This is a genomic window from Vibrio sp. LQ2 (genome assembly GCF_023920125.1).
Taxonomy (GTDB): domain Bacteria; phylum Pseudomonadota; class Gammaproteobacteria; order Enterobacterales; family Vibrionaceae; genus Vibrio; species Vibrio fluvialis.
This window is the reverse complement of record NZ_CP085308.1, coordinates 427,590-449,507: the sequence shown is the minus strand read 5'-3', so window position 1 is coordinate 449,507 and position 21,918 is coordinate 427,590. Positions and strand designations below refer to the sequence as shown.

Genomic DNA, 21,918 nt, shown 5'->3' with positions numbered 1-21,918 from the left:
GCTCGACTCCTGAGATTAAGGTTTCGCCATCACCAGCACAGAACGGCTGGCCAGCAATTTGTTGACTTCCGGCAGGCAGGAACCGCAGTTCGTGCCGCACTTCAATTTGCTCTGTAACAGGTTGAGCGTCACGCAGCCATCCTGCGCCATCGCGTGTTGAATCTGTTTGTCCGTGACGCGAAAGCAGCTGCACACCAACTGGCTGGTTACGGTTTCCCCGGCAAGTGCGAGCACAGAACCCAGCTGCAATGGCTTGCCAATCAGCGCCACCATCGCGGTGTACTCCTGCTCGACGGGTTGGGCGGAGACCATCAGGATGCCAGTCACTTCCATCGCAGGTGTATCAGCTTTTGCGCGCCCGATGACCATCATCCAGCCTTGCGGCAGATCCCAACGCAGCACCTGCTCGCCGCTGAGCAATTCAAACTGACCTTTGCCCAGCTCCGTTAGTGAGGCAAAACGCGTCACACCAAGGCGTTCTTCCTGCTGATAGCTGACATAATCACATTCTGGTAGCGTGCGGGACGCGCCGACATACAGGCCGTAACTTTGCATGGTGACGGGCGCAAGATGCACGTGAGCCGACTTAAACGCAGGCTGACCGGAGATGGGGTCGGCCGCGCGCAGCACGGCACGATTGACCTGAGAGTGCGCGCTGTAACGCCCGGCCCAGTGCATGGACATAAATAGCTGCTTTCCTTTCAGCCCCTCATCAAACGCCACGCGCGCGAACACGCACTGAGTTTGGCTGTCACTGCGCAGCGCGGCGATTTCCCCTTCCTTGAGGCCAATCGACTGGCCCGCAAGTTTGTTGACGTAGAGCGTCGGTTCGACTTCTGCCGCTGCCAGTTTGGCAATGTGTCCGGTGCGGGTCATGGTGTGCCATTGATCGCGCTGACGCCCGGTATTGAGCCACCACTCACCGCTTGGCACCTCATGAGGCTCAACGGGGATAAAATTGGCACGTCCGGATGGCGTTGAAAACTGGCCGTCGCGATATGGCGCACTGCGTGTCAGCGGCCATTGCACCGGCGTCCAGCGCTCATACTCATCGTCACTCATCGTGGCAAACATCGACAGATCGAGCAGATAGGGCGTACCCCGGTTGATGCCCGTCAGCCCCGCGTATTCGCGAAACACATCCGCTACGCTTTGAAACGCAAACCCGTCAGCGATGTTCAGGCGTGAACATAACGCACTCCCGACTTGGCTCACCGCCCACCAATCCGGTTTGGCTTCTCCGGGCGCGGCAAGAAAGGCGCGCTGACGCGACAAACGGCGCTCGGAGTTGGTGACCATGCCCTGTTTTTCACCCCAACCCGCCGCAGGCAGCAACAAATCAGCATACTCGGCGACATCGCTGCTGGCGGTAATATCTGAAACAATCACAAAGTCGCAGTGTTTCAAAGCTCTACGGATACGGTCGCTGTCTGGCAACGAGACAACCGGGTTGGTAGCCATGATCCACAGCACCTTAATTTGACCAGCTTCGACGGCATCAAACAGATCCAGCGCTTTCAAGCCCGGTTTATCCGCGATGGTTGGCGATTGCCAGAACGTCTGTACTTGCTGGCAGGCGATGTCATCAAAACCGCGGTGCACAGCGAGTTGATTCGCCAGCCCGCCGACTTCGCGTCCGCCCATCGCATTGGGCTGACCAGTGAGCGAGAATGGCCCGCAGCCTTCGCGACCGATTTTACCGCTCGCCAGATGTGCATTGATGATAGCGTTGCCTTTATCCACCCCCGATACAGACTGGTTCACGCCTTGGCAAAACAGCGTCAACGCCGTCGGGCTGGAAGCAAACCAGCGGTAAAACGTGCGCAGCGCCTCTTCGTCAACATCCAGCGCTCGGCTGACATGACTGAGCTGGTAACGCTCATCGGAAATTTCCGTTAATAACGCCTCAAAACCCTGCGTGTGCTCGTCAATATACGTCTGGTTAAGCGTACCGCTGTCTTTCATAAAACGCAGCAGGCCATTATACAGCAAGACATCACCATCATTTGCGATCGCCAGATGCAAATCAGCCTGCTCAGCGGTAACGGTGCGCCGCGGGTCAATCACCACCAGCTTGAGTCTGGAGTTACGTTCACGGGCCTGCTGAATACGACGAAACAGCACCGGATGCGTCCAGGCCGTGTTGGCGCCCACCAGCACCAGTAGGTCCGTTTGATCGATGTCATTGTAATTAACGGGAACCACATCTTCGCCAAAAGCGCGAACATGCGCGGCCACCGCCGACGACATGCACAGACGGGAGTTGGTATCGATGTTGGCGCTGCCAACGTAGCCTTTCATCAGCTTGTTGGCGACGTAGTAATCCTCAGTCAGGATCTGACCTGAGACATACATCGCCACCGAATCCGGTCCGTGCTGCTCAATTGCCTGATGAATGCGAGTGGCAATATCGTCAATTGCCGCATCCCACTGGATTTCTTGGCCTCTGAGTTTGGGATACAGCAAACGACTGGGCATATTGAGGCTTTCAGCTAATGCAGAACCTTTGACACACAGCGCGCCCTGATTCGCCGGGTGTGTTTTGTCCCCAACGATCGTCTCGCGGTTGGCTGACACGCCACACCCGACGCCACAGTATGGACACGTTGTGAGAATATTGGCTTGAGTCATCATCACTTCCTTGTGCTCAAGGCAAATAAAAAGCGCCTTACTTCCGAGAAGTAAGGCGCCTTTGCCTAGGTATTAACAAATATCTTTAATCGATATAGACAGAGCAAACCTTATACCAACTTTTGCGCTTTTATTTTTCAATAAGTTAGCAACATACGTCTGTTTTCGTTGCACCAGTGAAGTGCAGACTGCCCTGAAATTCAACACCAATTCTAGCAACCAACTAACCACAGGTTTGACAACAACGGACAAACCTTGACCAGCCATTTAGACGTCTAGACGTTGACATTCATCAGCGAGGCGATTAGTCTTCACGCCTTTCTATCTTTAAGTTTGTCGTTTACATGTCCGGTTCCCAGCACACTACAAAAACAGTTGCACCGTCTGCGGTCGCGCTGATCCCACTGATTATCTTTCTTGCACTGTTTATTGGTGTAGGTACTTACTTGTCTTTGCAAGGCGTTGAGTTTGCCTTTTATCAATTACCTGCACCGATTGCGATTCTGCCTGCTATCATCATCGCTTTTCTGTTGAGCAAAGATAAGCTCAGCCGCTCTATTGAGCACTTTATGCATGGCGTCGGCCATCAAGACATCATCGCGATGTGCATGATCTATTTACTGGCGGGTGCCTTTGCCGCCGTTGCTAAGGCTTCTGGAGGTGTGGATGCGACCGTCAACCTCGGTTTGTCAGCCATTCCAACCAACATGATTCTGCCTGGTTTGTTTCTGATCTCCGCCTTCATCGCCACCTCAATGGGTACCTCGATGGGGACCATCGCTGCGGTAGCACCGGTTGCACTTGGCATTGCGCAATCGGCCGGAATGAGCTTACCAATGACTGCCGGCGTCGTCCTGAGCGGCGCAATGTTTGGTGACAACCTGTCGATCATCTCGGACACCACTATTGCGGCAACGCGCTCGCAAGGCTGCGAAATGAAAGACAAGTTCAAAGAAAACGTTCGTATCGCATTGCCGGCCGCGCTGATTGCGTTGGTCGTGTTCGCTTACCACAGTACCGCGACACAAGTGCCGCAAGCCGGCCCGATTGAGTGGCTGAAAGTGCTGCCGTACATCACGATTCTGGTGTTGGCTGTCTCTGGGATGAACGTCTTTGTGGTCCTGACTATCGGTATTTTGCTTGCAGGCGGTGTGGGTCTGGCGTCGGTCGATGGCTACGCGCTCACCAATCTGGCTCAGGATATCTACGCCGGATTTGGCAACATGCAGGAGATCTTCCTGCTGTCTATGCTGATTGGTGGATTGAGCGAACTGATGCGTCGTCAAGGCGGACTGGCTTTTCTGACTAATCTGGTCAGCCGTTTGATCAATACCTTTGGCTCACGCCACTCAAAACACGCGAACAGCCGTGCGAGTGAACTGGGTATTGCCGGACTGGTTTCGCTGGTGAACGGCTGCACCGCGAACAACACCGTCGCGATTATTGTCTCAGGCAGCGTGGCTCGTCAGTTAGCTGAGGAGAACGATGTCTCACCCCGCCGCTCAGCCAGTTTGTTGGATATCTTCTCGTGCGTGGTACAAGGCATTCTGCCTTATGGCGCTCAGGTGCTGCTGCTTGGCTCTGTGTTTAAGCTGTCACCGCTGGAAATCGTCGCAAACTCCTACTACTGTTTTGCACTGGCGATTGCTGCCATCGTTGCCGTGTTCCTCAAACACCAGCCGCGACAAGCCACAGTGAAAGCAGAGAGCTAACAAGCGCTCTCAGCCCCGCCTCCCGACCATTTTGGGCAACGCGGCTGAAAGTAATGTTGCCTTGCTGTGTTCAGCACATAAAAAAACGGAGTGTTCACACACTCCGTTTTTTTGTACCTGTTCACTCAGATTGGCTTAGCCGATATGAGTCACGCCGCCCATGTACTTTTGCAGTACCGCTGGGATTGCGATGCGACCGTCAGCTTGCTGGTAGTTTTCCAGAATCGCAACCATGGTACGACCAACCGCCAGACCAGAGCCGTTCAGCGTGTGAACCAGTTCAGGTTTCTTCTCGCCTTTACGACGGAAGCGTGCTTGCATGCGACGAGCCTGGAAATCCCACATGTTTGAACAAGAAGAGATTTCACGGTAAGTCTTCTGAGCCGGAACCCAAACTTCCAAGTCGTAAGTCTTGCATGCGCCAAAGCCCATGTCGCCAGTACACAGAACCACTTTGCGGTATGGCAGCTCAAGCAGTTGCAGAACTTTCTCAGCGTGGCCCGTCAGTTCTTCCAGTGCTGCCATTGAGTCTTCAGGCTTAGTGATCTGAACCAGCTCAACTTTGTCAAACTGGTGCATACGAATCAAACCACGCGTGTCACGACCGTATGAACCCGCTTCAGAACGGAAACATGGTGTGTGCGCTGTCATTTTCAGTGGCAAATCCGCTTCTTCAGTGATGGTGTCACGAACCAGGTTCGTTACCGGCACTTCAGCAGTTGGGATCAGAGACAGGCGACGAGGTTCTTCATCGCTGGCTTTTTCTGCCAGAGGTTCAGTATGGAACAGATCTTTACCAAATTTTGGTAGCTGGCCAGTACCAAACAGCGTGTCTGAGTTGACCAGATAAGGCACGTACAATTCAGTGTAACCGTGTTGCTCAGTATGCAGATCCAACATGAATTGCGCGATAGCACGGTGCAGACGAGCGAACTGACCTTTCATGATCACAAAACGTGCACCAGTAATTTTGGTTGCACTCGCAAAGTCCAGACCGTCGCCCATTTCACCCAGGTCAACGTGATCTTTCACATCGAAATCGTACTCTTTGGGTGTACCCCAACGAGACACTTCAACGTTGTCGTTTTCGTCTTTACCGTCTGGCACAGAATCGTCAGGCAGGTTTGGCACGCTTTGAGTGATCGCGTCAAGCTGGCTTTGAATCGCATCCAGTTCCACTTTCTTCGCGTCCAGATCGTCACCCAGAGTACCGATCTGCTTCTTCACTTCTTCCGCGCCTTCTTTGTCGCCTTTCGACATCAGTTGGCCAATTTGCTTGGAGATGGAGTTACGCGTGGATTGTAAATTTTCAACTTCTACTTGAATGGACTTACGTTGTTCTTCAAGTGTACGAATTGTGTCCACGTCGAGTTTAAAACCGCGACGCGCCAGTTTTGCAGCTGTTTCATCCAGCTCAGTACGAAGTAATTTAGAATCCAGCATTGCTAATCCTATGCTTTAAGAGTTGCGAAAAAACGCGTGTGCTTCCTTTTTAATCAAAGCCACGCGTATAGAAATTTAACCCGTCAACGATAACGAAAAGCCGCTAATTTTCATAGCGCTTTTGTGGGCTTTTTGCGTCTAAATCCGCCAGATAATCTAACTTTTCACCAATCTTGGTTTCTAAGCCCCGATTCGTCGGCTGATAATAGCGAGTTCCGGTCATTTCAGGAGGGAGGTAGCGTTCACCCGCCGCATACGCGCCGGGTTCATCATGGGCATAACGATACTCTGCGCCATAGCCAAGATCTTTCATCAAACTGGTTGGTGCATTACGCAGGTGCACGGGCACTTCATACTCGGGCAAATTCTGTGCATCACTCAGTGCCTGCTTCCAGGCGGTATAGACCGCATTGCTTTTTGGCGCGCAAGCGAGATAGACAATGGCCTGGGCAATCGCACGATTGCCTTCTGCCGGACCAACCCGAGTGAAACAGTCCCACGCCGACATCGCCACTTGCATGGCGCGCGGGTCGGCATTACCGACATCTTCAGAAGCAATCGCCAGCAGGCGACGTGCGATATAGAGCGGATCGCAGCCCGCTGAGATCATGCGCGCCGCCCAATACAGTGCACCATCCGGATTCGAACCACGAATCGACTTGTGTACCGCTGAGATTAAGTCGTACCAAATGTCGCCTTTGTTATCAAAACGCGCCACTTTTTCGCCCGCGACTTCCGCTAGCAGGCTGAGCGTTATCTGCTTTTCGCCCTGCTCGTTCTCTTCTGCCATGTCATACAGCAGTTCAAGATAGTTGAGCGACATGCGCGCATCACCATTGACCAACTCGGACAGGCGATCCAGAACATTGTCATGAAACTGCGCGGCTTGTTTACCCAAACCTCGCTCGGTGTCTTCAATGGCCTGATCCAACGCCTGACGAATTTCCGTCTGGCTGAGTGACGTCAGCTTGTACACGCGCGCACGGGACAGCAGTGCGTTATTGAGTTCAAAAGAGGGGTTTTCAGTAGTGGCGCCAATGAAAGTCACCGTGCCGTCTTCGATGTGTGGCAGAAAAGCATCCTGCTGCGATTTGTTGAAGCGGTGGACCTCATCGACAAACAGTATGGTGCGCCGGCCTGCAAGCTTGTTTTCACGTGCTTTCTCTATCGCGGCGCGTATCTCTTTCACGCCTGAAGTGACTGCCGAGACGCGCTCCACTTCCGCATTGGCGTAGTTCGCGGCAACTTCTGCCAGAGTGGTTTTACCTGTGCCGGGTGGGCCCCACAAAATCATCGAATGAATGTGGCCAGCTTCCAGCGCCCGGCGCAGCGGTTTACCCGGACCAAGAACGTGTTGCTGACCAATATATTGTTCAACGGTTTGTGGGCGCATTCGCGCAGCAAGGGGACGAAAATCTTCGTCCCCGGCAAAATCAAAACTGTAGTTGCTCACGGTACTCACTTACCGGGTATGTGTAACCCGATTTAATTACGTTGGTCGTCGACTTCCACACCGTCAGGAACATCGAACTTAAAGCGGCTTGCCTGCGGCTTTTGTTGTTTCACATCATTAAACGTGAACAGACTCTTCTGTCCATCCTGCTCAATAACATTAAAACCTTTTACCACGCCTTTGCTGTCGATGGTGATTTGGAACTGACCCTGATTCGAATCGACCGCTGTTGGCGTCAGAGTAAAAACATCGCCTTTCTCTTCAACCTGGTAGGCATCCCAGTCACTGGCGCGATTACGGGTCAGCAGGACAAACGGCGTTTGCTCGGTCGCTTGTTCCTGATTGTAAATGGTCACCTGTTCAATAAAAGGGCTGTAATACCACAGCGATTTACCATCCGACACCAGCAGATTCTCGTCCGGCGCCAGTGTCTCCCAGCGGAACAAACTCGGGCGAGCAATATCGACCAGACCATTGCCTTCCATGACGACGTCACCGTCGGGGCTGACAACCTGCTGCTCAAACTTGGCACTGAAGCCATCGGCCAGCGCCAAACGCTCGCTGAGCGTCTCTTTTGGCGTCGCGAATACGGAAAAACTACAAAAAAACAGTGCGAACCATTTCTTCATTCTGTTACTGCTCCTAGCAATTGGGGATAAGGAAGTTATAGGCTTTTCGCTTCCTTATTGTGTCAATCCTGTGTGGGAAAAGTTCGATTATTTGCCGGAAAAGTTACTGCCCGCAGCACTGTTTGAACTTTTTACCGCTACCGCACGGGCAAATGTCGTTCCGGCCAATCTCCTTGAACGGGTTGACGCTTTGCGCTTTGTTACCCAGCATCGCTTCGTCTGCCGCCAACGCGACCTCATGCACCATCAAATCGAGCTGTTCGATCATATTAGCCAGCATTGGCAGTGATTCATAACCGGCTTCTCTCATCTGAGCGTGCGTCTGCTCTTCGTCGATCGCCAACATCAGCGTGGTCAGCAGAGCTTGAAGCATACGCATAGAACCATCGGAAAGACTGACCGACTGCCATTGTGATTCGACTTGCGGCCACACACTCATAAAGCCTTCAGCGAAATCGGCCAACGCCGCTTCACGCGACATCTCCTGATGGGCAAGCAAAGCCAACAAAGCATACTCATTGCGTTTGAGCTGGTGATATTGGGCATGAATCTGAGCCACGATGACCGCTTCCAACGCGGGTGCCTGTTCACCGAATACCACCGGGATCCACATCTCTGGATCCAGCGGCTGAGTCGCCAGGTTGGCCGCGTACACGGCACCTTCAATAAACAACGGGGATTCATTGCACTCAATCTGAGCCAAATTCACTAGCTGGTAACTCATGAAATCTCTTTTATCATAATGACTGGTTAGCCGAGCATTATACCCCAGCCTGCCGATTTGGCGAGTTTGACGGGGAAAATCATCGGGGCAACATATTTTTCTTTTAAAAATTTATTCATAAGAGCATTATTTCAGAATAATTCAAATAACAACCCATAACTCACTATGAAACGTCACTTTGGCTTTACTTTAATCGAGTTGATTGTCGTCATTGTTATTCTCGGCATTCTGGCCGTTACGGCGGCGCCTCGCTTCTTTAACCTTCAGAGAGATGCGCACGAAAAACGCGCCGCCGCGGCTTTTGCCAGTTTCCGCACCTCGGTGACTATGTACAATGCCCAATGGCTGGTTGACGGTGAACCCGCTATTTCTCAAGCCGTTGGTTATGGTCAAGGCGACATCTATCCTTCAACAACGGGCTATCCGATTTCCGTTAATCAAATCCCGTACAACGAAGGCAACTCGATTCGCGGCGAGGATTGCGTGGCACTCTGGCCAGCGCTCCTCAATACCGACCTGACGATTCGTTCGCAAATGGATACGGGCTATGTGTTGCCTTCCGATAGCGACATCGTGAGTTGGTACACTGGCAGTAACGAATGTTATTACTACTACACCTCCGGTTACGGCGCAGAAGATAATCTGCCGATACTCTATTACTCCCCTCTGACTGGCGAGATCAGTGTCACAACCGAGAGTCCGACCGTCACGCCATAAGCCTTCGTGACATTGCGCCCGCTTCCAACTACAATCTCGCCTCAATTTTATTTGGCGAAGACAAAAACAGAATATGCGAGTCATTTTAGGCCCGATGGAGGGCGTGCTGGATCACCTGATGCGTGAAATGCTGACACAGATTAACGATTACGATTTCTGTGTCACCGAGTTTGTTCGTGTGATCAATCTGCCGCTTCCGGATCATGTGTTTTACCGTCTTTGCCCAGAGCTGAAACAAGACTCGCGCACCAAAGCGGGTGTTCCCGTGAAAGTTCAGTTGCTGGGTCAAGAGCCACACTGGATGGCGGAAAATGCGGTACGCGCCGCTGAACTTGGCGCATGTGGGGTTGATCTGAACTTCGGCTGCCCAGCTAAAATGGTTAACCAAAGCAAAGGTGGCGCGGCACTGCTGCAACACCCTGAACTGATTTATCAGGTGATCAAAGCGTGCCGCGATGCAGTTCCTTCTGATATTCCGGTCACCGCTAAAATTCGCCTTGGCTGGGAAAACCCGGATGACTGTTTTGAGATTGTCGACGCCGTACAACAAGCCGGTGCGGATGAACTGACCGTACACGCCCGAACCAAAGCGGGCGGCTACAAAGCCAGTGAGATCAAATGGGATTACATTGATCAGATTCGCCAGAAAACCACCGTTCCTCTTATTGCAAACGGTGAAATCTGGAATTATGCCGACGGTCAGGCGTGCATTGAAACGACAGGCGTGGATTCTTTGATGGTGTGTCGCGGCGCATTGAACGTGCCTAACTTGGGCAACATCGTCAAACACAACCACAGCGCAATGTCATGGCATGAGGTGGTGGATCTGCTGCTGGAATACTCAGCGTATGAAGTGCGTGGTGACAAAGGTAAATACTACCCGAATCGTGTAAAACAATGGTTCTCTTACCTACGCCAATCTTACCCACAAGCAGCCGATCTGTTCCGTGAAATCCGCACTATGACAGAAGTCGACCCTATCGTGAGCCATTTTCAGCGTTACCGCGACACGCTTGCTTAAATCTAACAGCTGGTGTCAAAACACCAGCTTATCTTTCCCTGTGGTTTTCGCCTCATACAACTTCTCGTCTGCCAGTTTGAACAGCTCATCGAAACTCCAGTCCGGGTCGCTTTCAATGACTTCTACTCCGCCTGAAATGGTGAAACCATTCGGCACAACCTGTTTGGAATCCTTGGTAATGGCATCTTTGATTCGCTGCATAACGATCTTTAACTGCGCTGCATCTTCGCTGGTCAGATATACAACGAATTCCTCGCCGCCAAAGCGTGCAACGGCATCGGTATCACGCATGCTGTGTTCAATACGCTCGCCCATGTAACAGATCACGTCATCTCCTACGTCATGGCCGCGAGTATCGTTAATAGACTTGAAATTATCGATGTCCAGCACCGCAATAGACAGATAACGACGATGTTTTTGCGATGTCAGGAACTCTTTCATTCCCCGTCTATTCAGCAACCCTGTCATCGGGTCGCGTGACGCCAGATTCTCGTAGTAGGATTTTTCGATACGGGTGTTGAAGTAGAACAGAGCCACCACTGACACCATGTAAGCCAGCAGCAGCGCAATCAACGCTGACTGTTTCTCCGCTAAAAACTGCTTCGCTTCCGCGGCCCAATTCCACTCGTAGTAAAGATAGTGATCGAGATTGACGTAGTTGGCTTCCAGACGATAAGGCTGATAAGCCGAGCCATCGACGGGAAGGTCTGCCGTTCTCACCAACTGAATTTTACCCTGCAAACGTGAGTCGCTACCGATGAGCTTGTCGACACTGACGTCCAGCACAACCACTCCCTGAAATTCATTACCCTGAAAGACGGGCATGGTTAGGGTCATATTGTTGCGCTGGTGCAGCACCTCACTGAACGCACTTGGCCCAACCACACTGATGACATCGGGGTGGCTTGACGCTTCCTGCCAGAATTCCCGTAACTTGACGGTGACCAGCTGCTCTTTAGAGATGTCTTTGATCACGCTATCCGGAGCTGAGATGACATAACCGTGGTTATCAATGTAGTGCACGCCAATAATGTAATCATCGAGGTCATGCAAAAACGAGATGATTGGCGCAAGCGACACTTTGCGCAGCATCGAACGATACAGGGGATGGTGTTCATCACATAAGGACTCATCCCCGACCAACATGTAGCTGATACTGATAGGCGGTGAAGAGTTCGCTTTCTTATTGGAAATGATCAGCGACTCTTTCGGGGTGATACGACACAGACCATCACTGATCCCTTGGTTGAAACCGGAGGACAGAATTGGCGGCGATTCAAAATAATTGGTGAAGCCGTAATCGAGAGCCACCACGATTTTGCTCGCGCGCTGCAGCATGGCTCCCACACTGTGATACTCATCGTCAATATCGTTGTTCAAGACCTGCATGTAGGAGTAAATCATGGCAGCAAGCATCACCAATACGACGAGAAACGGTCCCAAGATTGCGTTTTTTTTACTGTAGTTCTTCTTTGGCTTCATTTGAGTAATCTGAGATTGAGCGGAGAGCGACCTGCTCACTATATACACATGGGTGGATATGATACAGCAGAATCACAGCAATACTATAAACCAATCATTGCTTCTTCAGTGCTTCCATCAGTGACAGTTATCAAATGCTGGCTAGCGGATAGATGCAGACATGCAGCTACCCACAGTGACTATGGACCAAAACAAAATAAAAAACCTCCCGTTGATTGAACACCAAACGGGAGGCTCGCTTTATGTTGTACGGGTTGATTAACTCAGCAACAGACTATCATCGCTCAGCTCTTCGCCACGCACTTTAGAGAACATTTCAAGCAAGTCAGGCACCTGCATATTGGCACGCTGCTCACCTGCCACATCAAGAACGATTTGTCCTTGGTGCAGCATAACGGTGCGATCGCCACAGGCTAACGCATCTTTCATCGAGTGCGTGACCATCATGACAGTCAGGTTGAACTCCTTCACGATCTTTTTAGTCAGGTCGATGATGAAAGCCGCCATACGCGGATCCAGTGCCGCTGTATGTTCATCAAGTAATAACAGTTTGCTGTCTGATAGCGTTGCCATCACCAGACTCACGGCCTGACGCTGGCCACCGGAAAGCAGGCCAATGCTGTCACCTAAACGGTCTTCCAACCCAAGCCCGAGGATACTGATACGTTCCTGAAACAGCTTACGGCGATTGGAAGAGAGTGCATGCGTCCAGCTGCGGCGTTTGCCTCGCATATAGGCCAACGCCATATTTTCTTCGATGGTCAGAGCGCCACAAGTCCCCGCCAACGGGTCCTGGAAAACGCGCGCACATAAACTGGCGCGTTGGTCCACACTCTGGCGAGTTACGTCCGTTTCATCAATCAGGACTTTGCCACCTACCATTGGCGTTTCCCCGGTAACGGCGCCCAACAGTGTCGATTTACCCGCTCCGTTCGAACCGATAACGGTCAGGAACTGATGCTCAGGCACCTCCAGGCATACGCCTCTCAACGCTCGGTTTTCCAGAATAGTGCCAGGGTTAAACGTAACTTGAATATCTTCTAAACGGATCATACTGCTTCTCCTGACGACTTACCCTGCTTAGATACCGCTATCTTCTGAGCAGGTGCACTACCCTTTTTTAATTTCAGATTCCTTTTCATTTTCGGCATGATCAGCGCCAGTGCCACCAGCACCGCGGTTACCAGGTTCAGATCCGATGCCTGCAAACCAAACATGCCAGTACTCAGTGCAAAAGCCACCGCAAGACGGTACAACACCGAGCCTACAATCACCGCCGTGACTGCAACCCAAATTTTTCGCCCCGGGATCAATGTCTGACCCAGAATTACCGCAGCCAGACCGACCACGATCGTACCGACACCAGAGGTTACGTCAGCGAAACTGTTGGTTTGTGCAAACAGAGCACCGGCAAAGCCAACGAAACCGTTCGACAAAGCAAGACAGAAATAAGTGTAAAATGCGGTGCTGGCACCTTGCGCCGCAACCATACGCGCGTTGACGCCCGTAGCACGAAGACCCAGACCAAAATCACTGTTCAACAGACGAACGACAAACAGCGCCGAAATCAATACCAGTACCGCGACCACTAACGGGCGAATATACATGGAATCGCCCATGGCTTCGAACGGCGTGAGAATCGTGTCATCCCCGAGAAGCGCCAGGTTTGGTCGGCCCATAATGCGGATATTGATGGAAAACGCAGCAATCATAGTAAGAATCGATGCGAGAAGATGCAGGATGCCACATCGAACGGTGAGGAAAGCGGTTACCCAGCCTGTCGCAGCGCCGGCTAAAATCGCCATGCCCGTTGCCACCCAAGGGTTAATGCCTGAAACAATAGCGGTTGCGGCGACCGCAGCTCCCATCGGGAAACTACCGTCCACACTCAAATCGGGAAAATCAAGAACTCGGAATGTCAGATAAACACCCAGAGCAACCAACCCGTAAATAAGGCCTACTTCCAAAGCCCCAAAAAATGCAAAAGCAGACATACAAACTCCCTTTCTGCTTAACAATGCCGGCATGGCGTCATACCGGCATGATTAATCTATTATTTTACGCTGGTCGCACGGTCCAGAACGGACTGAGGAATGGTCATGCCTAACTTGTCAGCCGCCGTCTTATTGATGACGAGATCAGAACCTTTCGCTACTTTCACATCCAGAGTACCTGGATCAGCACCTTCAAGGATCGCCGCTACGTAATCCGCAGTCTGTACACCAATCTGGTAGTAGTCGAAGCCCAAGCTCGCAACCGCGCCACGTTCAACGTATGACGTTGCAGCACCAAATACTGGCGTTTTCGCCTGATTTGCGGCCACAATCATGCCTTCGATAGCACTCGCAACTGTGTTGTCAATCAGTGCATAGATGATGTCAGATTTTGCAGCAATCGCTTGAGTCGCAGATTGTACATCCGCACTTTTCAGCGCTGTTGCTTCAACCAGCTGCACGCCATTTTTCTTCGCGGCCACTTTCAGAAGCTCCATCAGGCTAACCGCGTTCGCTTCACCCGGGTTGTAAACGACACCAATCGATTTCACATTTGGCATCAGTTCTTTGATCAACTCAACGTGTTGTTCAACCGGAGAAAGGTCAGACAGACCCGTAACGTTTTTGCCCGGCTGTTCCATCTTCTTCACCAGTTTGGCGCCGACAGGATCAGTGACTGCTGTGAAAACGACGGGAATAGATTTGGTCGCAGCGACTAATGCCTGAGCAGTTGGTGTGGCAATGCCCACCAATACATCTGGGTTTTCACCCACAAATTGACGTGCAATCTGTACGGCAATCGCTGGGTTACCTTGAGCGGTTTTGAAGTCAAATTCTAGGTTTTTGCCTTCTTCATAGCCTTTCGCTTTCAAACCGTCCAGAAGCCCTTGACGAGCCGCATCCAAAGCAGGATGTTCAACGATTTGCGATACAGCCACTTTAGCGACATTGGCCAGAACAGTGTGTGAAGAGAGTAATGCAGCTCCGGCTAGAACGGCGGTAGCTATAGCTTTGCCTGCTTTCATCTTAACTCCTTGATTTAAGCATTATTATTTTGGATGTTGTGTTGTGTTTGTTTTTATCGCGCACAGAGTGTGCAGCTAACGACATTATTACCAGTAAGTTTGGGGAAAGGGAAGCAAGAGTTAACAGGAAAGTAACAAAAAGAGAGATGGGAATATGGTATACAGCGCAAAATCAAGAGGAGTTCACTATTTGCACTTTTTCACTTGAAGAAAAGACCGTCTTGAACTAATCAAAACGGCCTCTCAGAGGAACTAGAACCAGCGTTCGAGCGCGGCCTTATCCAACTGACGGAACGCTCGGTTGAGCACCATCGCCAGCTCTTTATAACGTGGTTGAGACTTAATGGGTTCGAGTGCAAATCCGGTTTCAACGATTTTCTGATACAACTCGCGATACCAACTCGCGAGCGCTGGTGGCAGCTGTGTGTTGGCACGGTTGCCCAACCACCAGATACCTTGCAGCGGCAAACTGATTGCAAACAGGGCGATGATGATGGATTGTGGCATCGCCTGCACATTGTGGAATGTCATCTGGGTCAGCACACTGATTGCGGCAACCGCAGGCATCACTTTAATACCAAAGCGGGTTGCTTTAATGATGCGCTGCTCCGGGAACAGAAGGTTCAACTCTTTTCGCATCGGCCAGGTATCCATGTACTTCTGACCATCTTTTAGGCTGTGAACGATTCCGGCTCTATTACTCATACCATTTCCCCTCACTGTCTGGCGATCATTTCACTAAAAAATAGTTGAATGATTCAACAAATGGCGTAAAAATTTGACAAAAGCTAATATTGTTTCAAATTTTTTTTGTTATATTGGCCCATTATCGCTATCCTTTGCGGACTCTCAATCTCATTGTTGCCGTTATTTACAATTTAGGCAACTCCGAGGCGAATGCTGCACGGAACGCACCGACGATTTCACTGACACTGTCACGTCTTACTATACGGAAATTGAAGTTTTATTGACCAAGATTAGTACGCACTCTTTGGTGGGTCGTCTATTCTTGTGATTAATTTTTATCCTAACCGATTATTACAGGTAGTTACTCATGTCTAAGCTAGTTTTAGTTTTAAACTGCGGTAGTTCTTCACTGAAGTTCGCTATTGTCGATGCACAAAATGGCGACGAGTTCCTTTCAGGCCTTGCTGAATGTCTACACCTTCCAGAAGCACGAATCAAGTGGAAACTTGATGGTAAGCACGAAGCACAATTGGGTGAAGGCGCTGCACACGATGAAGCTCTGACTTTCATCGTTGAAACTATTCTTGCTTCTAAGCCAGAACTGGCAGAGCAACTGAAAGCCATCGGTCACCGTGTTGTACACGGCGGTGAGCAGTTCACTCAATCAGCACTGATCGACGAAACCGTTCTGAAAGGTATCGAAGACGCAGCAAGCTTTGCACCTCTGCACAACCCAGCACACATCGTGGGTATCAAAGCAGCACAAAAAGCATTCCCGGCTCTGCAGAACGTTGCGGTATTCGACACTGCTTTCCACCAAACTATGCCAGAAGAAGCGTACCTGTACGCTCTGCCATACAAACTGTACAAAGAGCACGGTATCCGTCGCTACGGCGCACACGGTACTTCTCACCTGTTCATCGCTCGTGAAGCGGCTGAGCGTATGGGTAAACCAGCAAACGAACTGAACATCATCAACTGCCACCTGGGCAACGGTGCTTCTGTTTGTGCCATCAAGAACGGCCAGTCTGTAGACACTTCTATGGGTCTGACTCCGCTTGAAGGTCTGGTTATGGGTACTCGTTGTGGTGACATCGATCCTGCGATCATTTTCCACCTGCACGACACTCTGGGTTACTCAGTTGACGACATCAATAAGATGCTGACTAAAGAGTCTGGTCTGCTGGGTCTGACTGAAGTGACTTCTGACTGCCGCTTTGTTGAAGACAACTACGGCGCTAAAGAAGAAGCAACTCGTGCGATGGATGTATTCTGTCACCGTCTGGCAAAATACGTTGCTGGTTACACTGCGAGCATGGACGGCCGTCTGGACGCTATCGTGTTCACTGGTGGTATCGGTGAAAACTCTGCACCAATCCGTGAAATGGTTCTGAACCGTCTGGCTATCTTCGGTATCGAAGTAGACGGCGACGCAAACCTGAAAGCACGCTTCGGTGGTGAAGGTGTAATCACCACAGCAAACAGCCGTATTCCAGCGATGGTAATTTCTACCAACGAAGAGCTGGTTATTGCTGAAGACACTGCACGTCTGACTAACATCTAATCATATTCATCTGGCTAACTGCGAAGTTAGCCAGTGTTTTATAGGGGCTCAACTCCTATTCATTCTGAATACGCAGTTGGGCTTTGTTCCTTTCAATCTAAGTCCCTTAGATTGCAATCAATAGTGTTGAGGTACTTTACGAATGTCCCGTACTATTATGCTTATCCCAATCAGTGCTGGCGTTGGTTTGACCAGCGTGAGCATGGGTCTTCTGCGCGCTATGGAGCGCAAAGGTGTAAGCGTTTCTTTCTATAAACCAATCGCACAACCTCGCAGCGGCGGTGACCAACCAGATCTGACGTCCACTATCGTGGGTCGTAACAGCGACATGAAAATTGGTGAGCCAATGTCTATGTCGTCTGCAGAAACTCTGATCGGTAGCGAAAAAATGGACGTTCTGCTGGAAACAGTGGTTGAGCGTTACAACCAAATCAACACTGCAGAGGTCACTCTGGTTGAAGGTCTGGTTCCAACTCGCAAACACCCATTTGCTAACCAAGTGAACGCGGAAATCGCGAAAACTCTGGGCGCAGAAATTGTGTTCGTTGCGACACCTGGTACGGACAACCCAACGCAGTTGAAAGAGCGCATTGAAGTTGCGTGTTCTAACTTCGGCGGCACTAAGAACAAAAACATTTCAGGCGTCATCATCAACAAGCTGAATGCACCGGTTGATGAAGCTGGCCGTACTCGTCCAGACCTGTCTGAAATCTTCGATGATGCAGATGGCGCAAAACAAGCCAATGTTGAAGTGATGCAGATCTTCAACACTAGCCCAATCCGTGTGCTGGGTTGCGTGCCTTGGAACGTTGATCTGATTGCAACTCGTGCCATCGACATGGCGAAACACCTGAACGCTGAAGTGATCAACCAAGGCGACATCAACACTCGTCGTATCAAGAGCATCACTTTCTGTGCGCGTTCAATCCCGCACATGATTGAACACTTCCGCCCAGGTTCTCTGCTTGTGACATCTGCGGACCGTCCTGACGTTATCGTTGCAGCCTCTCTGGCAGCAATGAACGGTGTTGAAATCGGTGCTGTGCTGCTGACTGGCGGTTACGATATTCCTAAAGAAATCGTTAGCCTGTGTAAACCAGCGTTCGACACTGGTCTGCCAATCTTCAAAGCTCAGGGTAACACTTGGCAAACGTCTCTGAACCTGCAAAGCTTCAGCCTGGAAGTACCGGCAGACGACCGAGAGCGTATCGAGTTTGTTTGCGACCACGTTGCAAGCCACATCGACGGTCCTTGGATTGATACTCTGACTGAAGGTACTCAAGGTACTCGTCGTCTGAGCCCACCAGCGTTCCGTTACCAACTGACTGAGTTTGCCCGTCGTGCCAACAAACGTATCGTTCTACCGGAAGGTGACGAACCACGTACAGTTAAAGCGGCAGCCATCTGTGCTGAACGCGGTATCGCGACCTGTGTGCTATTGGGTAACCCAGATGAAATCCGTCGTGTTGCAGCACAGCAAGGTGTTGAGCTGGGCGCTGGCGTTGAAATCATCGATGCAGATTCAGTTCGTGAAAACTACGTTGCTCGTCTGGTTGAGCTGCGCGGCGCGAAAGGCATGACTGAAGTTGTGGCACGTGAAAAACTGGAAGACTCCGTATTCCTTGGCACCATGATGCTGGAAGCGAACGAAGTTGACGGTCTGGTTTCTGGTGCGGTTCACACCACAGCAAACACCATCGTACCTCCGTTCCAGATCATCAAAACAGCACCGAATGCATCGATTGTATCGTCTGTATTCTTCATGCTGCTGCCTGATCAAGTACTGGTTTACGGTGACTGTGCAATCAACCCGGATCCAACCGCTGAACAACTGGCTGAAATCGCAATCCAGTCTGCAGACTCTGCAGCGGCATTCGGTATCGACCCACGCGTAGCGATGATCTCTTACTCTACCGGTACATCTGGTAAGGGTGCAGACGTTGATAAAGTACGCGAAGCAACACGTCTTGCTCAGGAAAAACGTCCTGATCTGATCATCGACGGTCCTCTGCAGTACGACGCAGCAATCATGGAAAACGTAGCGGCTTCTAAAGCACCTAACTCTCCAGTTGCGGGTAAAGCGACCGTATTCGTGTTCCCAGACCTGAACACAGGTAACACCACTTACAAAGCGGTACAACGTTCAGCTGACTTGGTATCAATCGGTCCAATGCTGCAAGGCATGCGCAAGCCGGTTAACGACCTGTCTCGTGGCGCGCTGGTTGACGACATCGTCTACACCATCGCTCTGACTGCGATTCAGGCAGACCAAGAGCAGAAATAATCGCTCTTAGTGCTAAGCAAAAAGCCTTCGGACTCCGAAGGCTTTTTTGTATCTCTTACCCCGTCAATCGCTATCTCACACTCAATGCAGTATCAATAGCGTCACCGCGCCCGCGACAACCGACAGCACCATCGCTGGTGCAACCCTAACCCACAAGCCTCGATCCCCGATACTGATCACCATCCCCATTTTTACCAACGTATTGACCGAAGCAGCGATAATGATCCCCATCGCAGCGGTATAAGCATCCAGCGAGTGAGTACTTTGCCGGCCTAAAGCCAGCGTTATCGCATCAACATCCGTAATACCGGAGACCGCAGACAGTGCTAGTGTCCCCGCCTGCCCAAACCAATCTGACAGCGCATGCGCGAGCAGCATGATAATGGCCAGAATGACACCAAACCAGAGTGCAGATTGCAGCGCTAACGGGTTTTTATGATTGGCCGACTGGTCTTCATTAAAATCTACATCCGTCGAGCGCCAGATAAACCAGGCCGGAATATAGAGCCCAATCATCATTACGGCAATGACAGGCCAGAGAATCGGGGTTAATTCGGTATTGATCAGAGAAGCCACAATCAATAAACGCGGAAACATGGTACCGCAACAAAGCAGAATACCCGAAGCAAGGAGTGGGCTGATAGTGGGCTGATCGCGCGACAGATTGGAAAATTGTAAAGTCAGAGCGGTTGAAGAGCTGAAACCAGCAAACACGGATGTAAATAACACCCCGCGTTTCGCACCACCAATTTTAATCGCAAAGTAGCCGAGAAAGGAAATGCTGGCGATTAGCACCACCATCCACCAAATCTCATACGGATTGAGTGCCTGCCAAGGCCCGTAGCTTTGATTGGGTAGAAGCGGCAACATGACAATAGAAATCAACATCAGACGCAGCGCCGCGTCTAACTCGTACTCTTGCAGTTTTTGCAACGCTTCGTGCAGCTCTTTCTTGTTATCCAATACCACGGCCGTGATCACCGCCGCTGCGGCCGCAAGCACAGGTTCCCCAGACACAGCCAGACTACCAAGCACAAACGTCACCAGCAAACTGACCACCCCGGTGATACTGATGTCCTGACTTTTGCGTTGCTTGAGTACAAACGCGATGCTGGCTAATACCACCAGCGCCAGTAACGCAAAGCCAAGCAACAGCGGAGAATAATGAGCAGCCAGTATCGCAGACAAGCCACCGTAAAGACCGACCAACGAGAAGGTGCGAATACCCGCGACCCGACTGCCTTCAACATTGTTGCGAGCCACCCAACCACGTTGCGTACCGACGATCGCTCCAAGTAGCAGTGCGACGAGAAGATTCCAGACAACACTCTGGCCGCTGACAATTTCGTTTAAGTCCATCGCCCTCTCCTTATCTCATCACTTACCTTTAGTGTATGCGATTTACCCGGTTAATCCGTGAGCGAGGCAAAATTGTGGTTATCTTTCAGTGCACTGAAAAAGGGAGATAAAAAAGCGCGGCCAGATGCTGCGCTTTTCTTCACGTAATGCGGGTTACATTTTTTCCCGGCCATGTGGCGATTCCAGATCCAGTTCAGGACCAACCGGCACCACTTGTGTTGGGTTGATGGTTGTGTGACTGAAGTAGTAATGTCGCTTAATGTGGTAGAAATCCGTGGTCTCTTTCACACCCGCTACCTGATAGAGCTCTTTCATGTAGCCATTCAGATTCGGGTAGTCGGCGATACGCTTCTTGTTACATTTGAAATGGCCAACGTAAACCGCATCAAAACGAATAAGCGTGGTAAACAAACGCCAGTCGGCTTCAGTAATTACACTTCCCGCCAGATAACGATGAGTAGCCAGATGCGCTTCCACTTTATCCAAAGCATCAAACAGGGAATCATACGCTTCTTCATACGCTTCTTGTGTGGTAGCAAAGCCGCAGCGATAAACCCCATTGTTGATGTTTGGATAAATGAACGTATTCCATTCATCGATCAACGGGCGCAGGTGTTGAGGATAGTAATCGTCATCGTTGCCAGTCAGCTCGTTGAATGCAGAGTTGAACATGCGAATGATTTCTGAGGACTCGTTACTCACGATGGTCTGAGTTTTCTTATCCCACAACACCGGGACAGTTACACGGCCTGTATAATCTGATTTAGCCTGAGTATAAATCTGGTGCATTTTTGTATGACCAAACAACGGCTCTGGGATGCCAAATTTCCAGCCTTCGCTCATCATATCCGGACAGACGATGGTCACATCAATATGTTCCTGAAGCTGCTTCAATGAGCGGAAGATCAGGGTACGATGCGCCCATGGGCAAGCCAAAGACACGTACAGATGATAACGACCTGATTCCGGAGCAAACTGTGCATCTGCTTTGTTTTCGATCCACCCACGAAAGCCCGCATCCTCACGCACAAAGCGTCCGCTGCTGCTTTTCGTGTCGTACCAAACGTCTTGCCACACGCCTTCGATCAGTTTACCCATGACTCACCTCGTTCTAATTCAAGTAATGCTTTAATTAAGTCCATTATAGATATTGAAAAATAGGATATAACCGGAGAGTTCTGGCTTAGTTATTC

Annotated in this window: 17 protein-coding genes; 5 read left to right on the top strand and 12 right to left on the bottom strand. The window is 50.8% G+C overall.

Annotation, left to right across the window (positions count from 1 at the left end; genetic code table 11):
- Positions 1-15 precede the first annotated feature (15 nt).
- Positions 16-2,631 (bottom strand): nitrate reductase, encoded by a 2,616-nt coding sequence (locus LGV68_RS02225; protein ID WP_252536160.1) that lies wholly within the window; start codon positions 2,629-2,631, stop codon positions 16-18.
- A gap of 344 nt (positions 2,632-2,975) precedes the next feature.
- On the opposite strand from LGV68_RS02225, the gene LGV68_RS02220 reads away from it, so the two are divergent.
- Entirely contained in the window at positions 2,976-4,343 is a 1,368-nt protein-coding gene (locus LGV68_RS02220; protein ID WP_165879821.1) for a Na+/H+ antiporter NhaC family protein, read from the top strand.
- Positions 4,344-4,478: 135 nt separating this feature from the next.
- On the opposite strand, the gene serS is transcribed toward LGV68_RS02220, so the two are convergent.
- From serS to LGV68_RS02200, 4 genes are all read right to left on the bottom strand, one after another.
- Positions 4,479-5,786, bottom strand: a complete 1,308-nt coding sequence (serS, locus tag LGV68_RS02215) for a serine--tRNA ligase (RefSeq protein ID WP_004725316.1) — start codon at positions 5,784-5,786, stop codon at positions 4,479-4,481.
- Positions 5,787-5,889: 103 nt separating this feature from the next.
- A complete protein-coding gene (locus tag LGV68_RS02210; RefSeq protein ID WP_055453071.1) occupies positions 5,890-7,239 on the bottom strand; it encodes a replication-associated recombination protein A in 1,350 nt (449 codons plus the stop codon).
- Between the two features lie 32 nt (positions 7,240-7,271).
- Positions 7,272-7,868: an outer membrane lipoprotein chaperone LolA gene (gene lolA / locus LGV68_RS02205; protein WP_020330170.1), complete on the bottom strand. Its 597-nt coding sequence runs from the start codon at positions 7,866-7,868 to the stop codon at positions 7,272-7,274.
- 103 nt (positions 7,869-7,971) lie between these two features.
- The gene (locus LGV68_RS02200) at positions 7,972-8,592 is read right to left on the bottom strand and encodes a YecA family protein (RefSeq protein ID WP_061056392.1); all 621 of its coding nucleotides are present in this window, start codon (positions 8,590-8,592) and stop codon (positions 7,972-7,974) included.
- A gap of 165 nt (positions 8,593-8,757) precedes the next feature.
- On the opposite strand from LGV68_RS02200, the gene LGV68_RS02195 reads away from it, so the two are divergent.
- Positions 8,758-9,309: a type II secretion system protein gene (locus LGV68_RS02195; protein ID WP_055453069.1), complete on the top strand. Its 552-nt coding sequence runs from the start codon at positions 8,758-8,760 to the stop codon at positions 9,307-9,309.
- A 73-nt stretch (positions 9,310-9,382) separates the two neighbouring features.
- Positions 9,383-10,330, top strand: a complete 948-nt coding sequence (dusC, locus tag LGV68_RS02190) for a tRNA dihydrouridine(16) synthase DusC (RefSeq protein ID WP_252536157.1) — start codon at positions 9,383-9,385, stop codon at positions 10,328-10,330.
- A gap of 15 nt (positions 10,331-10,345) precedes the next feature.
- Here dusC and LGV68_RS02185 read toward each other — a convergent pair whose 3' ends face one another.
- The 5 genes from LGV68_RS02185 to yfbV form a co-directional block, all read right to left on the bottom strand.
- Complete coding sequence (locus LGV68_RS02185; protein ID WP_252536155.1) at positions 10,346-11,773, bottom strand: GGDEF domain-containing protein; 1,428 nt, start codon at positions 11,771-11,773, stop codon at positions 10,346-10,348.
- 297 nt (positions 11,774-12,070) lie between these two features.
- The gene (locus tag LGV68_RS02180; protein ID WP_020330163.1) at positions 12,071-12,865 is read right to left on the bottom strand and encodes an ABC transporter ATP-binding protein; all 795 of its coding nucleotides are present in this window, start codon (positions 12,863-12,865) and stop codon (positions 12,071-12,073) included.
- A complete protein-coding gene (locus LGV68_RS02175) occupies positions 12,862-13,806 on the bottom strand; it encodes an ABC transporter permease (RefSeq protein WP_020428794.1) in 945 nt (314 codons plus the stop codon). The genes LGV68_RS02180 and LGV68_RS02175 overlap by 4 nt, the downstream gene beginning before the upstream one ends.
- A gap of 59 nt (positions 13,807-13,865) precedes the next feature.
- Positions 13,866-14,831, bottom strand: a complete 966-nt coding sequence (locus LGV68_RS02170; RefSeq protein WP_020330161.1) for an ABC transporter substrate-binding protein — start codon at positions 14,829-14,831, stop codon at positions 13,866-13,868.
- Positions 14,832-15,083: 252 nt separating this feature from the next.
- A complete protein-coding gene (gene yfbV / locus LGV68_RS02165; protein WP_024373408.1) occupies positions 15,084-15,536 on the bottom strand; it encodes a terminus macrodomain insulation protein YfbV in 453 nt (150 codons plus the stop codon).
- Positions 15,537-15,885: 349 nt separating this feature from the next.
- Between yfbV and LGV68_RS02160 the strand changes: the two genes are divergently transcribed.
- Together LGV68_RS02160 and pta are read left to right on the top strand one after the other, a co-directional pair.
- On the top strand, positions 15,886-17,082 hold the full coding sequence (locus LGV68_RS02160; protein ID WP_020428796.1) for an acetate kinase: 1,197 nt from the start codon (positions 15,886-15,888) through the stop codon (positions 17,080-17,082).
- Between the two features lie 142 nt (positions 17,083-17,224).
- Positions 17,225-19,366: a phosphate acetyltransferase gene (gene pta, locus LGV68_RS02155; RefSeq protein ID WP_020330158.1), complete on the top strand. Its 2,142-nt coding sequence runs from the start codon at positions 17,225-17,227 to the stop codon at positions 19,364-19,366.
- Between the two features lie 81 nt (positions 19,367-19,447).
- Here the strand turns inward: pta and LGV68_RS02150 are convergent, their stop codons facing one another.
- Entirely contained in the window at positions 19,448-20,725 is a 1,278-nt protein-coding gene (locus tag LGV68_RS02150) for an MgtC/SapB family protein (RefSeq protein WP_020428797.1), read from the bottom strand.
- 153 nt (positions 20,726-20,878) lie between these two features.
- Entirely contained in the window at positions 20,879-21,823 is a 945-nt protein-coding gene (locus LGV68_RS02145) for a glutathione S-transferase family protein (RefSeq protein WP_020428800.1), read from the bottom strand.
- Between the last annotated feature and the right edge of the window lie 95 nt (positions 21,824-21,918).

Excerpts from the sequence above, each read along its gene's own strand:
- LGV68_RS02160 (WP_020428796.1), top strand. The coding sequence starts at position 15,886 with ATGTCTAAGCTAGTTTTAGTTTTAAACTGCGGTAGTTCTTCACTGAAG.
- LGV68_RS02200 (WP_061056392.1), bottom strand. The coding sequence starts at position 8,592 with ATGAGTTACCAGCTAGTGAATTTGGCTCAGATTGAGTGCAATGAATCC.
- LGV68_RS02220 (WP_165879821.1), top strand. The coding sequence starts at position 2,976 with ATGTCCGGTTCCCAGCACACTACAAAAACAGTTGCACCGTCTGCGGTC.
- dusC (WP_252536157.1), top strand. The coding sequence starts at position 9,383 with ATGCGAGTCATTTTAGGCCCGATGGAGGGCGTGCTGGATCACCTGATG.
- LGV68_RS02180 (WP_020330163.1), bottom strand. The coding sequence starts at position 12,865 with ATGATCCGTTTAGAAGATATTCAAGTTACGTTTAACCCTGGCACTATT.
- yfbV (WP_024373408.1), bottom strand. The coding sequence starts at position 15,536 with ATGAGTAATAGAGCCGGAATCGTTCACAGCCTAAAAGATGGTCAGAAG.
- pta (WP_020330158.1), top strand. The coding sequence starts at position 17,225 with ATGTCCCGTACTATTATGCTTATCCCAATCAGTGCTGGCGTTGGTTTG.
- serS (WP_004725316.1), bottom strand. The coding sequence starts at position 5,786 with ATGCTGGATTCTAAATTACTTCGTACTGAGCTGGATGAAACAGCTGCA.
- LGV68_RS02170 (WP_020330161.1), bottom strand. The coding sequence starts at position 14,831 with ATGAAAGCAGGCAAAGCTATAGCTACCGCCGTTCTAGCCGGAGCTGCA.
- LGV68_RS02145 (WP_020428800.1), bottom strand. The coding sequence starts at position 21,823 with ATGGGTAAACTGATCGAAGGCGTGTGGCAAGACGTTTGGTACGACACG.
- lolA (WP_020330170.1), bottom strand. The coding sequence starts at position 7,868 with ATGAAGAAATGGTTCGCACTGTTTTTTTGTAGTTTTTCCGTATTCGCG.
- LGV68_RS02225 (WP_252536160.1), bottom strand. The coding sequence starts at position 2,631 with ATGACTCAAGCCAATATTCTCACAACGTGTCCATACTGTGGCGTCGGG.
- LGV68_RS02175 (WP_020428794.1), bottom strand. The coding sequence starts at position 13,806 with ATGTCTGCTTTTGCATTTTTTGGGGCTTTGGAAGTAGGCCTTATTTAC.
- LGV68_RS02150 (WP_020428797.1), bottom strand. The coding sequence starts at position 20,725 with ATGGACTTAAACGAAATTGTCAGCGGCCAGAGTGTTGTCTGGAATCTT.
- LGV68_RS02195 (WP_055453069.1), top strand. The coding sequence starts at position 8,758 with ATGAAACGTCACTTTGGCTTTACTTTAATCGAGTTGATTGTCGTCATT.